9 protein-coding genes are annotated in these 14,072 nt (G+C 70.8%); 3 read left to right on the plus strand and 6 right to left on the minus strand.

Going from position 1 to position 14,072, the window contains the following annotated elements:
• The first annotated feature begins 431 nt into the window (after window positions 1-431).
• The 3 genes from ACFYWM_RS17145 (at window position 432) to ACFYWM_RS17155 (ending at window position 3,610) form a co-directional block, all read left to right on the plus strand.
• Complete coding sequence (locus tag ACFYWM_RS17145) at window positions 432-1,457, plus strand: mechanosensitive ion channel family protein (protein WP_389915392.1); 1,026 nt, start codon at window positions 432-434, stop codon at window positions 1,455-1,457.
• A gap of 19 nt (window positions 1,458-1,476) precedes the next feature.
• Window positions 1,477-1,875, plus strand: coding sequence for a globin (locus ACFYWM_RS17150; RefSeq protein ID WP_389915394.1), 399 nt, complete (start codon window positions 1,477-1,479; stop codon window positions 1,873-1,875).
• A gap of 193 nt (window positions 1,876-2,068) precedes the next feature.
• Complete coding sequence (locus ACFYWM_RS17155; RefSeq protein ID WP_389915396.1) at window positions 2,069-3,610, plus strand: glycoside hydrolase family 13 protein; 1,542 nt, start codon at window positions 2,069-2,071, stop codon at window positions 3,608-3,610.
• Window positions 3,611-3,801: 191 nt separating this feature from the next.
• Here ACFYWM_RS17155 and ACFYWM_RS17160 read toward each other — a convergent pair whose 3' ends face one another.
• The 6 genes from ACFYWM_RS17160 to ACFYWM_RS17185 form a co-directional block, all read right to left on the minus strand.
• Entirely contained in the window at window positions 3,802-4,242 is a 441-nt protein-coding gene (locus ACFYWM_RS17160; RefSeq protein ID WP_389915399.1) for an acyl-CoA thioesterase, read from the minus strand.
• Between the two features lie 175 nt (window positions 4,243-4,417).
• Window positions 4,418-6,082: an energy-dependent translational throttle protein EttA gene (gene ettA / locus ACFYWM_RS17165; RefSeq protein ID WP_389915401.1), complete on the minus strand. Its 1,665-nt coding sequence runs from the start codon at window positions 6,080-6,082 to the stop codon at window positions 4,418-4,420.
• Between the two features lie 60 nt (window positions 6,083-6,142).
• On the minus strand, window positions 6,143-7,399 hold the full coding sequence (locus ACFYWM_RS17170) for a GGDEF domain-containing protein (RefSeq protein ID WP_389915403.1): 1,257 nt from the start codon (window positions 7,397-7,399) through the stop codon (window positions 6,143-6,145).
• A gap of 765 nt (window positions 7,400-8,164) precedes the next feature.
• On the minus strand, window positions 8,165-9,028 hold the full coding sequence (locus ACFYWM_RS17175) for a single-stranded DNA-binding protein (RefSeq protein WP_389915405.1): 864 nt from the start codon (window positions 9,026-9,028) through the stop codon (window positions 8,165-8,167).
• A 235-nt stretch (window positions 9,029-9,263) separates the two neighbouring features.
• A complete protein-coding gene (locus tag ACFYWM_RS17180; RefSeq protein WP_389915408.1) occupies window positions 9,264-10,904 on the minus strand; it encodes a GTP-binding protein in 1,641 nt (546 codons plus the stop codon).
• On the minus strand, window positions 10,901-13,312 hold the full coding sequence (locus tag ACFYWM_RS17185) for a GTPase (RefSeq protein WP_389915410.1): 2,412 nt from the start codon (window positions 13,310-13,312) through the stop codon (window positions 10,901-10,903). The genes ACFYWM_RS17180 and ACFYWM_RS17185 overlap by 4 nt, the downstream gene beginning before the upstream one ends.
• Window positions 13,313-14,072: the final 760 nt, after the last annotated feature.

Raw genomic sequence — 14,072 nt, forward strand, 5'->3', positions numbered from 1 at the left:
GACCCGCGGGAACCTCGGGACCCGCGGGAACTTCGAGAACCTCGGGAACCTCGGGAACGCGGCTGGGACGCTGTCGGAACACATTCAGGAACATCGTCCGGAACACGTCCAGGAACACGTTCCGGAACGCGGAGGCTCTCGCGAGCCGAAGCCCACGAACTGCTGCAGAGCAAAGGCTGCCGTCCGACATCTCGTCCGGGCGGTGACCGGAGGGATCCCTTTCGGGAACGGTACGGGGCACGCTTCCGGGTGCGTGCCCCGTCCGGGTCGTCCCGTCACCGGGGCATCCGGGTCCGCCCCCGCGGCCCTAGACCAGGATGTCCCCGTCTTCCCCGGCGTGATGTGACGGAGACCGGTTCGATCGGCAATATGGGTAGGTCGCATGATTCACCCAACCGGCCTGTCGATCCGATCCGAGAGGGATCCACTCCGTGTTCCTGCTTTCCCCCACGCCCGTCCCCACCCCCAGCCCCACCCCGACCTCCGGTCCGGAGGCCGTCGTCGAGAACCTTCTCGACATGAGCGCGGGCTTAACAAAGGGGTGCGGGAACGGTGGTGGGGTAATCTGCGACTTCGTGAAGATGCTGGTGCCCGCGGCCGTCGACTGGGTGGCGCCCGTGATCGCGGGCCTGATCGCCATCACGCTGGTCGTGGTCATCGCGCTGATCCTGCGCAACGTGGCGCACCGGCTGATCGCCCGGGTGGTGCGCCGGGCGTCCAGCGAGCGCACGTCCCTGGCGGGGCGGCTGCGCGGCAGGGAGACGATCACCCCCGAGGGCCTCGACGCGATCGTGGCCGAGCGGCGCAGGCAGCGGGCCGAGACCATCGGCTCGGTGCTCAGGCACGTCGCCTCGATCATCATCCTGGGCACCGCCGTGCTGACCGTCCTCGAACGCCTCTCCGTCCCCATCGCCCCCCTGCTGACCAGCGTCGGCATCCTGGGCGTGGCGATCGGCTTCGGCGCCCAGGAGCTCGTCAAGGACTTCATCGCCGGCATGTTCATGCTCCTCGAGGACCAGTACGGCGTGGGCGACGTGATCGACGCGGGTGCCGCGATCGGCACCGTGGAGGCGGTCACCCTGCGCATCACCCGCCTGCGCGACGCCGACGGCCGGGTCTGGTACATCCGCAACGGCACGATCACCCGGGTCGGCAACGAGTCCCAGGGCTGGTCGCGCGCCACGGTCGACGTGCCGGTGGCGTACGCCTCGGAGATCCCCGTGGTCCGTGACCTCCTCAAGGAGGTCGCCGACGAGATGTGGAACGAACCGGCCTTCCGCGACTCGATCATCGTCGAGGAGCCGCAGGTCTGGGGCATCGAGCAGATCTCCGACACCGCCATCATCTTCCGGGTCAGCGCCAAGACCATCCCCTCCCGGCAGGCCGAGGTCGCCCGCGAGCTCCGCCTGCGGATCAAGGCAGCCCTCGACCGGGCCGACATCACGATCGCCGCCTGACGTCAATTAGGCTGGAGCCGTGTCCGCTACCCCCGAGGAACCCCAGTCCTTCTACGACGCCGTCGGCGGCGAGGAGGCCTTCAGGCGTCTGGTGCACCGCTTCTACCAGGGAGTGGTGACCGACCCGATCCTCCTGCCGTTGTATCCCGAGGAAGACCTCGAAGGCGCCGAGGAACGACTCCGCCTCTTCCTCATCCAATACTGGGGTGGCCCCAACACCTACAGCACCCAGCGTGGCCACCCCCGGTTGCGGATGCGGCACAACCCGTTCGTCATCCGCTCGGCCGAGCGCGACGCCTGGCTCCGGCACATGCACGACGCGGTGATCTCCCTGCAGCTCCCCGACGAGCTGGAGAAGCGTCTCTGGGACTATCTCGTGTACGCGGCGCACAGCATGGTCAACGCCCCCGAGGCGTAGACCACGGCACGGCCGGGGCCCCTCGCGGGACTCCCGGCCGTCGCACGGTCGGCGCCTCCGACGCTTCGGACCGCCACACGGACGGTCAGCGTCCCTATGCTCCGGCCCATCGCACGGTCAACGCCCCCGGCGGAGTGAAACACCGCACCGTCGGGGGCCGCGACGCATAAACCCCGCCGAGCGGGGGCAACCCATGCACATGGAAACCCCCTGGTGGCGTGACGCCGTCGTCTACGAGATCTACGTTCGCAGCTTCGCCGACGCCTCCGGAGACGGCGTCGGCGATCTGCCCGGCATCAGGCAGCGCCTGCCGTACCTCGCCGAACTCGGCGTGGACGCGATCTGGCTGACCCCCTTCTACCGCTCCCCCATGGCCGACGGCGGCTACGACGTGGCCGACTACCGCGACGTCGACCCGCTCTTCGGCACGCTCGCCGACTTCGACGAGCTCGTCTCCGAGGCACACCGGCTCGGGTTGCGGGTGATCGTCGACATCGTCCCGAACCACAGCTCCTCCGCCCACGAGTGGTTCCAGGCCGCGCTTCGGGGCGAGGGACGCGACCGCTACGTCTTCCGCGACGGCGGGGACCTGCCGCCCAACAACTGGCAGTCGACCTTCAGCGGCCCGGCCTGGAGCAAGACGCCCGACGGGCAGTGGTACCTCCACCTCTTCGCCCCGGAGCAGCCCGACTTCAACTGGCGCAACCCCGAGGTGCGCTCCGAGTTCCTGGACGTGCTGCGGTTCTGGCTCGACCGGGGGGTGGACGGGTTCAGGATCGACGTGGCGATGGGCCTGTACAAGGCCGAGGGGCTGCCGGACACCCCTCCGGAGGGACAGGCGTTCAAGGCCAAGTCGCCGATCTGGGGACAGCCTGAGGTGCACGAGGTCTACCGCGACTGGCGCAAGGTGCTCGACTCCTACGAGGGCGAGCGGATGGCCATCGGCGAGGTCTGGACCGACTCCGCCGAGGACCTCGCGCTGTACGTCCGCCCCGACGAGCTGCACCAGAGCTTCAACTTCGCCTGGCTGGAGGCGCCCTGGTCCGGGCCCGCGTTCAAGAAGATCATCGATGACACGCTGGCCGCCGTGACCGCTCCCACCTGGGTGCTCTCCAACCACGACGTGGTCCGCCACGTGACCCGGTACGGCGGCGGCCTGGCCAACTCCACGACGGGCCTGTCCCGGGCCCGTGCGGCCCTGCTCGCCATGCTCGCCCTGCCGGGCTCGGCATATCTCTACCAGGGGGAGGAACTAGGCCTCCCCGAGGTGAAGGATCTTCCCCCGGAGGCCCGCCAGGATCCCATCTTCGCCCGCTCCAAGGGAGAGCTGCCCGGCCGTGACGGCTGCCGGGTCCCCCTCCCCTGGTCCGGCGTGGCCGAGCCCTACGGCTTCTCCCCCGAGGGGACACGGCCCTGGCTGCCCCAGCCGGTCGAGTGGGTCGTGCTCTCCGCCGAGCGCCAGTCGAACGACCCGGGATCGACGCTGAGCTTCTACCAGGAGGCCCTGCGCGCCCGTCGCGAGCTGCGCGGCACGCTGCCCGACGAGATCACCTGGCTGGACGCCCCCGAGGACGCCCTCATCTTCCGTCGAGGTCCCCTGACCTGCGTCATCAACTGCGGTTCCGAGCCGGTGCAGTTGCCGCCGCACGACCGCGTCCTGATCGGCAGCGCCCCGGTGGACGGCCACCTGCTCCTGCCGGACACCGCTGCCTGGCTGTACACCCCCGACGCCTGAGGCTTCCTCGTGCGCGCCGCCCGCCTGTCATGGGCGGGCGGACGCGCCGCAGGGATGGCGTCCGCTCCCCGAGGAGAAACGGCGGACGCTTCACGGGGAGCGGACGCGTCGATTCCCCGGCAAGGAGCGGCGGACGCTTCACGGGCGGACGGCACGCCCGCAGGCTTGCTTCCGGCATCGACCCCCCGGCCTCAGGCGCCGGCGAACCTGCCCAGGTAGGCGAGCTCATCCTGGTTCAACCGTCGCGGGGAGGCACTCCCCACGTCGTAGGCCACGAGCACCGAGCGGGCCCTGACGAAGATCTCCTCATCATCGCGGATCTCGTACGAGAGGGTGAACCGCACCGGCCGGATCTCCGTCACCCACGACTCCACCCGGACCGGATCGGGGCGGAGGGTGAGGGGACGCAGATAGTCGATCTCGTGCCGGGCGATCACCAGCCCCTTGAACGGCTCGACGCCCTCGCGGTGGGGGTCGACGTGGAACAGCGCCAGCCGCGCGTCCTCCAGATAGTCGAGGAACCGCACGTTGTTGACGTGTCCCAGCGAGTCGATGTCGGCGAACCTGACGGCCCTGGGGAACACATGCCGGTGACCATGGCCGACGCCGTCCGCGATTCTCTGTCCAAACACACCCAGAACCGTAGCGAGCCCCCGGTGCCCGCCGCGCGGCGGGGCATCGGGGGCTCGTCGGAAGCGTGCCGGGCACACCCGGCCGGGCCGCACCCGTCGCGGGCGGACCCGTGTCAGGTGCGGAACTCCGGCACAGAGACCGGCACGGAGACCGGCCCGGTCTCCGGGACCGGGGTCAGTCGCGGGTGAGCTTGCGGTAGGTGACGCGGTGCGGCCTGGCCGCGTCGGCACCCAGACGCTCGATCTTGTTCTTCTCGTAGTCGGCGTAGTTGCCCTCGAACCAGAACCAGTTGGAGCCCTCTTCCCACGCGAGGATGTGGGTGGCGATGCGGTCGAGGAACCACCGGTCGTGCGAGGTGATGACCGCGCAGCCGGGGAACTCCAGCAACGCGTTCTCCAGGCTGGAGAGCGTCTCGGTGTCGAGGTCGTTGGTGGGCTCGTCGAGCAGCAGCACGTTGCCGCCCTGCTTGAGGGTGAGCGCCAGGTTGAGCCGGTTGCGCTCTCCGCCGGACAGGATGCCCGCCTTCTTCTGCTGGTCCGGGCCCTTGAACCCGAACGCCGCGATGTAGGCGCGGGACGGCATCTCGACCTGGCCGACCTTGATGTAGTCGAGCCCGTCGGAGACGACCTCCCAGACGTTCTTGGACGGGTCGATCCCGCCCCTGCTCTGGTCGGCGTAGGAGATCTTGACGGTGTCGCCGATGACGATCTCGCCGTTGTCGGGCGTCTCGCTGCCGGTGATCATCCGGAACAGGGTGGTCTTTCCGACACCGTTCGGGCCGATGATGCCGACGATGCCGTTACGCGGGAGGTCGAAGGAGAGGTTCTCCATCAGGACCCGCTCCTCGAAGCCCTTGGTGAGCTTCTCGGACCGGATGACCGTGGTCCCCAGGCGCGGGCCCGGCGGGATCTGGATCTCCTCGAAGTCGAGCTTGCGGTGCTTGTCGGCCTCGGCGGCCATCTCCTCGTAGCGCTGGAGGCGCGCCCGGCTCTTGGTCTGGCGGGCCCTGGCGTTGGAGCGGACCCACTCCAGCTCCTCCTCCAGGCGCTTCTTGCGCTTGGCGTCCTTCTGGCCCTCAAGCTTGAGCCGCGCCGCCTTGGCCTCCAGGTAGGTGGAGTAGTTGCCCTCGTAGGGGTGGCAGCGGCCCCGGTCGAGCTCCAGGATCCAGTTGGCCACGTTGTCCAGGAAGTAGCGGTCGTGGGTGACGGCCAGGACGGTGCCCGGGTATTTCTCCAGGTGCGACTCCAGCCACTGGACACTCTCGGCGTCGAGGTGGTTGGTGGGCTCGTCGAGCAGCAACAGGTCGGGCTGCTCCAGGAGCAGCTTGCAGAGGGCGACTCGGCGGCGCTCGCCACCGGAGAGCTGGGTGACCTCGGCCTCCGGCGGGGGGCAGCGAAGGGCGTCCATCGCCTGCTCCAGCTGGCTGTCGAGATCCCAGCCGTTACGGTGGTCGAGGGCGTCCTGGAGCTTGCCCATCTCGTTGAGGAGCTCGTCGCTGTAGTCGGTGGCCATCAGCTCGGCGATCTCGTTGAAGCGGTCGAGCATCGCCTTGGTCTCGGCGACGCCCTCTTCGACGTTGCCGAGGACGGTCTTGGATTCGTTGAGGGGGGGCTCCTGCTGAAGCATGCCGACGGTGAAGCCGGGCATGAGCCGGGCGTCGCCGTTGGACGGCTGCTCCAGGCCCGCCATCATCTTCAGCAGCGTCGACTTTCCGGTGCCGTTGGGGCCCAGGACACCGATCTTGGCGCCCGGCAGGAACGACAGCGTCACGTCGTCGAGGACGACCTTGTCGCCGTGCGCCTTGCGCACGCGCTGCAGTGTGTAGATGTACTCCGGCATGCCTTTAGTTTAGGGCCTGGGGAGTTCAGCTAGGGGCGGCCCTGGACAGGGCTCGGGAGTTCAGCCGGGTGCGGCGTCGGATCCGGGCCTGCGGGCCGGGGGCACCACGGTGGCGGGCAGGCAGATCTGGTCGCGGCCGAGCTCCTTGGCACGATAAAGAGCCAGGTCGGCCGCGGCGAGCAGCTCGATCAGGTCGTCCCCGTGCACGCTCATGATCGCGACACCGACCGAGATGGTCACGGTGATCATGTTCTCGTCGGCGGGAACCGCCATCCGCCCCACCCGGGAGCGCAGCCGCTCGGCGACCCTGCGGGCCTCGGTCACGTCGGCCCTGGGCAGCAGGACGACGAACTCCTCGCCGCCGAACCGGCCCACCACGTCGTAGTCGCGCAGCTGGCTGCGGATGGTGTCGGCCACCCCGACGAGCACCTGATCGCCGATCAGGTGGCCGTAGGTGTCGTTGACCCTCTTGAAGTGGTCGATGTCGACGATCAGCAACGCGAGCGTCTCCCCCGTGCGACGCGCCCTGACGATCTCGGTGTCGGCCTCCCGCTGCCAGGCCGCGGCGTTCAGCAGGCCCGTCTTGAGGTCGGTGCGGGCCGCCGCCTGGAGCTGGGCGTGCAGCAGGCTGCGCTGCAGCAGCACCACCGGGGGCAGCGCCAGGACCAGCAGGGCCGGGTTGAGCCCGCAGGTGATGGAGACGAGGACACCGAGACAGAGCTCGACGACGTCCAGGAGCAGGTTCTCCCGGTTCCACAGGACCTCCCGCCAGCGGCTGTCGGGGTCGGCGGTGTGGGCGGCGACGGCGATCAGCGCGGTGTTGACCACCGTGAACAGCACCGCGCAGCCGACGGCCACCAGGATCGGCCCGCCCTCGCCCCTGGTCAGCGCGTTCAGGTCGCCGACCACGGCGTGGAAGAGCAGGGAGGCCGCGCATCCGGCCAGGCCGATCGCCGCGGAGCTGACGACCCGCCGGTAGACCACCGTCGCGCGCACCCGCTTCTGCAGCAGGAACTGGAGCGGGATGGGCGCCAGGAGGGCGTAGAGGGGCGGGAGGAGCAGTGCGGCGGGCAGCCACCAGGCGGAGAGCAGATCACGGTAGACGCCCGCGGGCATGCCGAGCCTCCGGGTCGCCTCGATGCACACGGCTCCGCACGCCATCAGCGCGGTGAAGGTCAGCACATCGGACCAGCGGAAAACACCGGTTATCGAGAAGAACGCGATCGCGGCGAGATCCAGCGCTACTATCCCGCAGAGGTAGCCGACCAGCGGGCGACGCTGCCCCAGCAAGGGCCACCGATCGACCAAGGGTGTCATGCCGTCGCGCGGTTTGACCGACGTGTGACTGGGAGCCGCCATGTCGTCCCCCTCTCCGACTAACGATGTGTAACACAATAGTTGCGGAGTGTGCGACGCGCGATGGTAACCGCTACCTTTGACAGAGTGAGTCAGCCCACCGGTTGACCCACGACTTGGAAACCGCTCGCTCGGCGAGCGGGCCGTGTGGGAAAGGAGCAAGCCATGCTGCGGGGCGTGACCTGGACCTAACAGGTGTCTCGGCATCTGACACGGGCAAGACCATCGGCCGGTTATCTCGGCGTCACCGCGCTGCCGCGGCGAGACACCGACCGCGTCCGGCCGATGCCCCCTCAATCCGCCCGCACCAGGCCTCCCCTCCGCGAAGTTCCCGCTCCACCAGACGCTCCGCCGAACGCTCTGCCCACCCGAACCCCCGCCCCCATTCCCCCTCCTCGCCCCGCCCTTCCCCTCCGGCCCCTCTCCCCCAGCGTTCTCTCCCTCCGGCCTCCAGCGTCGTTCCTCTCCCTCCGGCCCCTCAGGTCAGGACCTCCTGCCTTCGCTCAGCCCCATGCCCGAACCACCTTCCTGCTCGAACCGGCGCCCTGCCCTCGCTCAGCTCCCTGCCCGAATCGCCTTCCTTTCCGAACCGGCGCCCTCCTCACCTGGGTCGACGCCGTCTCCGAACCCTTCTTCACACCGGCGTTCCGGCCGTGAACGCCGGTCCACCGGAAGGCCCGAGGCCCGGACCTCCCGGTGAAACCGGGCGTTCCAGTGGAAAACGGCTCAGGCCGCCACGCTCTCCTGTGTCGGCCAGGGCGTCTCATCGCCCGCATCCGGGCGAATCCTCACCGCATCCGCCATGCCTCCGGCCGTCTCCTCCCCCGCTCCCGAGCCCCCCGCTCCCGAGCCCCTCGTCCCCACCGCGTCCTGCCGCCTCGCCGTCGTGCTCTTCCCGGTCCTTCCCCGCCTCGCCACGGCCTCTCCCTCGGCCGCCGCCTTCCCGGCAGGCTCGTGCCCCTGCCCGGCACGCTCACGATCCTCGACCGGCTCGTGATCCTCGACCGGCTCGCGAGCCGCCTCGCACAGCGGAACCTCGGCCGCCTCACCGTCCGGCGTGATCTCCGGCTCACGCGGGGAGGGCGCCTCGTCGTCGAAGCCGGTCTTCAGCAGGGACAGGACACCGACGGCACCGGCCGCGACAGGGGCGCCGCCGCTCATGGCCCAGTCGGAGGTCTCCCGGTCGAGCTCGATCCGCTCCGCGCTGCCGAGAGCCGCGACCGGCCCGCTGCGCTGCGGCTTGGTGAAGCTCCCGAGCCCCCAGCGCAGGTCGTGGCCGAGCGAGTTGGCCTCCACCTCGGGCATGAACCGGCGCTCTCCCTCGTGGGCGAACTCGCGGATCCGCAGTCGTCCCTGGACCACGACCGGCTGGCCCAGATGGACCGACTGCGCGACGTTGTCGGCCAGCCCGCGAAAGCAGCGGACGCCGAAGTAGGTCGTCTCACCGTTGCGCCACTGCTGGTTCTCGCGATCGAAGTAACGGCTCGTCGAGGCGACCTTGAGCGAGGTCACCCGCGAGCCGTCGGGGAAGGTGTGCTGGCGCGGCGGGGCCGCGACGTTACCGGTCAGCGTGACGTAGATGTCGTTCATCGTGCCTCCCATGAGAGCCGGCCGAATGCCGGCGGCATGAAGGACACGATGGCCCGGCCCACCCCCCGCACGGATTACCGAATCGCGTTCTGTGGACAAGCCCGAAGAGCGTGCGAGGGCTGTGGACAACCCGGTGTCACTCGCCCGCAGAGAGGTGGACAAACCGGTCCCACTCGCCCGCAGCGAGGTGGACGACCTGGCCTCGTTCGCCCCCGGGCGAGGAGGACGGAACGGGTCAGCCTCGCAGGCCCCGCATGGCCGAGTAGAACTCGTTGTAGCGGGTCAGCTCCCGCTCCACCGGCTCGATCACCATGCTCTCGGCGACCCCGGCGACCCTGCGGCGCATCTCGCGTTCCAGCGCGTCACGCTCGTTGCCCGCGCCGAGCACGACGAAGTTGCGGCTGGCCATCGCGGTGAGCAGGCCCAGCCCCAGGACAGAGAAGATCATCAATCCGACCCACGGCAACGAGGCCGCGTCGCCGAACACCTCCAGCCCCTCCGGGGGGTTCCCGGATTCGAACACGCCGTAGGTGAGGGCCGTACCGACCCAGACAAAGCCCGCGACGAAGAGCAGGACCAGGAAGTACTGCCAGGCCAGGAGCAACCGCCACCAGCCCGGAACCCTGTCCAGCCGCGGCGCGACCTCGGACAGCTCCTCGGAGAGCACCTCCGGCAGCTGCGAGGAGCGGGAACGCGCGGCGTCCCTGATCCCGTTCTGCCACGCCTCGTGCATGCCCGAGCTCAGGCCGTCGGTGAGCGCCTGGACGGCGGTGTCCACCTCGGCGGGCTGCGCGCTGACCGAGCCGCCGGTCAGGCCGTGGATCTCGTCTCGCAGCTTGCCCAGGCGCAGGCTGCTCAGCGGGTCGGGACGGAGCTTGGAGGCCCAGCGGGTGTAGGGCCAGCCGACCCACTCGCCTGATCGCTCGGCGTAGACGTTCTCCATCGCCTCGCCGACCGCGGGGACGCCGACCGCGTCGCAGAGAGCGTCGGTGAGACCGATCCTGCGGGCGTCGTCGATGGAGGAGGGCGGAGCGGACGTGCCTTCGGCGGGCATGATCTTCGTGAGGCGGAGCGTCAGCCGGCCGAGGTCGGCCTCCAGCCGCTGGGTCGCGGCCCTGCGCTTGGAAACGGTCTCGGCGAGGACGGCCTTGAGGTCGTCGACGCCCCTGCCCGTGATCGCCGAGGTGGTGACGATCACCGGGTGCTCGACCCCCTCGCGGCGGAGCAGGCCGTCAAGGTCCGCGACGCACTCGGCCAGTTCCTCCTGGTCGAGCCGGTCGGCCTGGTTGAGTACGAAGATCGTCACCGCCTCGTGCCCCGCCAGATCGGTCACGTAGCGCCGGTGCGTGGAGGCGTCGGCGTACTTCTGCGGGTCGAGGACCCACACGACGAGGTCGGCGACCTGGATCAGCCGGTCGGCCTCGGTGTCGGTCAGCGCCCGGATGGAGTCGTGGTCGGGCAGGTCGAGCAGGATCAGCCCGTGAAGCTGGCTCTCGCCCCGGTCCAGGGCGCTGGCCCGCGCGAAGCGGTGCCGCCACTGGATCTGCAGCCAGTCGAGCAGCGGGCCCGCGCCGTCCAGGCCCCAGACGCAGGCGTGCGTACGGGCCGTGGTGGGGCGGCGTACCCCCGTCGGCGACAACTCCAGGCCGGAGATCGAGTTGAACAGGGTCGACTTGCCGCTGCCGGTGCCTCCCGCGAGCGCGACCACCGTGTGGTCGGCGGAGAGCTTGAGCCTGTCACCGGCGCGCAGCAGCAGCTGCCCCGCGTCGGTGAGGAGCTTGGGCTCGACCTTGCCCGGCCCCAGCTCCACGATCCGAGCCAGCGCGGCGAGCCGGCTGCCGAGACCCTGGCGTGACTGGGTGGTGCCAACACTCATCGGGCGACCTCAAGGTTGTACGTTGCCTGGTAAAGGCGGGTGGCGGCGGATTCGTCAGGTATGCCCGCACCGTCGAGAGCCTGGGCGTAACGCGCCATCTCGTCGTCGAAGAGCATGCCGATCCGGGCTCGGAGATCGCTCCGGGCCTTCACGCCGATGTTGCGCAGCGACTCCGCGCCGAGCAGCGCGTGCACCAGCCGCTGCGGCAGCGCCCCGGTGCCGTTCTGCGCGTCCGAGGAGCCGTAACCGAGCAGCCCGATGGTCAGGATCAGCGACAGGGACTCGACGTCGAACGAGATCACCCTGGCGACCGACCGCTTGGTCACCCCCTCGGTGCGGATCAACTCGATGATGTGCTCCTGCCAGGCCGCGATGGTCCGGCCGGTCCTGCGCAGCAGCTCGTCGGACGCGCGGCCGAGGCTCGGTGCCGACGCCAGGGCCTCCTGCGCGCCCGGACGGTTCAGCCAGCGCGAGGAGGTCTCCTCCGCCGCCCGGTGCGCCGCCGAGACGACCACCGACTCCAGCCCCGCCCGCAGCGCGGACTTCAGGCCGCTGAGCCGCTCGGGCGCCTGCTGGTTGCCCTTGCCGCCGAAGCGGCTCGGCCTGCGCAGGTGGAGGGTACGCATGAGGTCGCCGGATCCGGCGAAGTCCTGCCAGCGGGCGAGCACCTCGCCCCGGAGCAGCGAACCGTCCCCGGTGCTCTTGTCGATCTCGGCCAGCGCGCGGGCGTAGGCGCCGTCCACGTCGCCGCGCAGGTCCCTCCGGAAGGCGACCTGGATCTCCAGTTGCTTGGCCAGCGCGGGGACACGGGTGCGGAAGCTGTTCAGCACCCCGTCCAGGGTCGCCTGCACGGCCTGCGCGCGGCGCCGGTCGTCGACCGACAGCTCGGTCAGCCAGAGGCGCAGCTCGCTCACCTCGTCGTCGGGGAGCATCCCGTCGGTGACCTTGCTCTCGTTGATGACGAACCGGTCGACCTCGCCGAGACCGTACTCGGTGAGCATCCTGACGAAGTGCTTGTTGATCACTTCTTGGGACCTGGGCGGGACCCGGGAGAGCACGATGGCCAGCCGGGCCCCGCGCTCCTTGGCCAGGCGGAGCAGCCGCCAGGCCGGGGCGTCGGCGTACCGGGCGGCGGTGGTGACGAAGATCCACAGATCGGCCGCGTCGAGCATGCGGTGGGCGATCTCGTGGTGCTCCTCGACGACCGAGTCGATGTCGGGGGTGTCGAGCAGGGCCACGCCCGCGGGGAGGCGTTCGGTGGAGACGAGCACGAGGCCCCCGGACGCACCCTCGGGGTCGGGCTCGCTGAGCCGCCGGAGGCTGCCGAGCAGGTCGCCCTTGGCGAACCACTCGTGGTCGTCGGGGTGGCAGGCCAGAACGGGCGTCCCGGTCGTCGGGCGGCGCACGCCGGTCGCGCTGACCTTGGCGTTGGCCAGGGTGTTGAGGAGCGTGGACTTGCCCGCGCCGGTGGAGCCCGCGACCACGACGAGCGCGGGCGCGGTGCTCGTGTGGACACGGGGGATCACGTAGTCGTCGAGCTGGGCCAGGATCTCGCTCCGGACCCGCCTGGCCTCCTCCGCCCCGGGAAGGTCCAGGCCGAAGCTGAGGTCGGTGACACCGGTTCGTACGGCGGTGAGCGCGCTGCTCAGCGCCTCGGAGACGGCCTCGGGAAGCGAGGTCTCCCGCGTCCGGCCACCCGGCGACCCCGCGCCGTCCTCGGCCCGGGTCTCCTCGGTCTCGGTGTCGCCGTTGGTGGTCCCAGCCTCGTCGGCGGCCCCGATGGCCTCGTCCCCGTCGTCCCCGTCGTCCCCGTCGTCCCCGTCGTCCTCGTCCCGCGTCTCATCGGTGGTCTTGAAGGGCTCAGGGTCGGTCGCGGTCCGGTCGCCGGTGCCGCCGGTCTCAGCGGTACCGGCGGTATCGGTGTCGCGCCCGGTCTCGTCGTTCGCGGTCTCGTCGTCGGTCCCGGTGGGTCCGGCGTCGCGCCGGGCCTCCTCGCCGGTCTCGACGGCTCGCGGGGCCGCGTCACCGGTCCGGGCGTCGTCGATCTCGGTGAGTTCGTCCCCATCCTCGACCTCGTCCCCGGCCTCGTCCTGGGACAGGAGATCGTCACGGCCGTCGCTCCGGACACCGTCGGTGCTCTCGGCAGTGGCCTCGGGAACGTCATCGGTCCGCGCGGTGCCGGCGGGCTCGCCGCCCGCGTGGGGCTCACCGTCCTCGCCGTCTGTCAGGGGCTGTCCGGCCTCGACGTGATCCTCGGCCTGGCCGGCGCCGGGCGTCCCGCCGTCACTCTCCGGGCCCCCCTCGGAGCCGTCGCGCGGCTTCTCGGTGGTCGTGCCGAGAATGAAGGCGACCTCGTCACGTTCCGCGTCCTTCCCGGACCGCTCCGGCTCCTCGCCGGTCCTGCTCACGCGAAGGGGCGGAGCGCCCTCGGGGCGGGACCGCTCGTCCTCCTCCGCCGTACGGGAGGCGTCGGCGTCTCCCCGGGCCGCGGGGGCCGTGGCCTTCCACGGGGTGTAACCCGGAGTCTCACTTCCGGCGCCACCGGGCGAGGGCGTGGCGGGGTCGCCTGTACGAGGGCTCGGGGGGACGGGGGCACCCGGCCGGAAAATCGCGCCGGGAGCGTTGTCGGCGACGTCCCCGTCTCGGGGAACGCCCGTAGAGATGGGGGCACCCGGACGGAAGGCCGCGCCGGGGGCGGTGGCCGGGGAGGCGGAAGCCCCGGGGGCGCCGGAGGAAGGCGTGGCGGAGCCGGGCGCACGAGAAGCACCTGGCGGGACAGGGCCGGGCGTACGAGAAACGCCCGGCGGGACGGGAGCGCCCGGACGAAAGAGCGCGCCGGGAGCGCCGGGAGCGGTGTCCTCGCGGGAGACCCCCGCGGAACCGGGAGCGCCCTGTCCTCGGGGACCGCCCGGAGAAGCGGTGGGAGCTCCTCCACGAGGCACGCCCGGAGAGGCGGGAGCGCCCGGCGCGGCCGGGACACCTCGGGGGCCGGGAGCAGCGGCACCGCGGGCGGCGCCTGGCGAGCCAGGGGTGCCCCCTCGGGGGGCGTTCGGATAGCCGGGAACGCCCTGACCTGGAACGCCCTGACCGGGAGCGCCCTGGCCTGGAGCCGCGGCGGGGCCGCCGCGAGAGCCGGGAACGCCCCCTCGGGGAACGCCAGGAGCACCG

The organism is Streptosporangium sp. NPDC002721, assembly GCF_042888905.1.
Classification (GTDB): Bacteria; Actinomycetota; Actinomycetes; order Streptosporangiales; family Streptosporangiaceae; genus Streptosporangium.

Coding starts and splice junctions, on each gene's coding strand:
- ACFYWM_RS17155 (WP_389915396.1), top strand. CDS start 2,069: ATGCACATGGAAACCCCCTGGTGGCGTGACGCCGTCGTCTACGAGATC.
- ACFYWM_RS17180 (WP_389915408.1), bottom strand. CDS start 10,904: ATGAGTGTTGGCACCACCCAGTCACGCCAGGGTCTCGGCAGCCGGCTC.
- ACFYWM_RS17170 (WP_389915403.1), bottom strand. CDS start 7,399: ATGACACCCTTGGTCGATCGGTGGCCCTTGCTGGGGCAGCGTCGCCCG.
- ettA (WP_389915401.1), bottom strand. CDS start 6,082: ATGCCGGAGTACATCTACACACTGCAGCGCGTGCGCAAGGCGCACGGC.
- ACFYWM_RS17175 (WP_389915405.1), bottom strand. CDS start 9,028: ATGAACGACATCTACGTCACGCTGACCGGTAACGTCGCGGCCCCGCCG.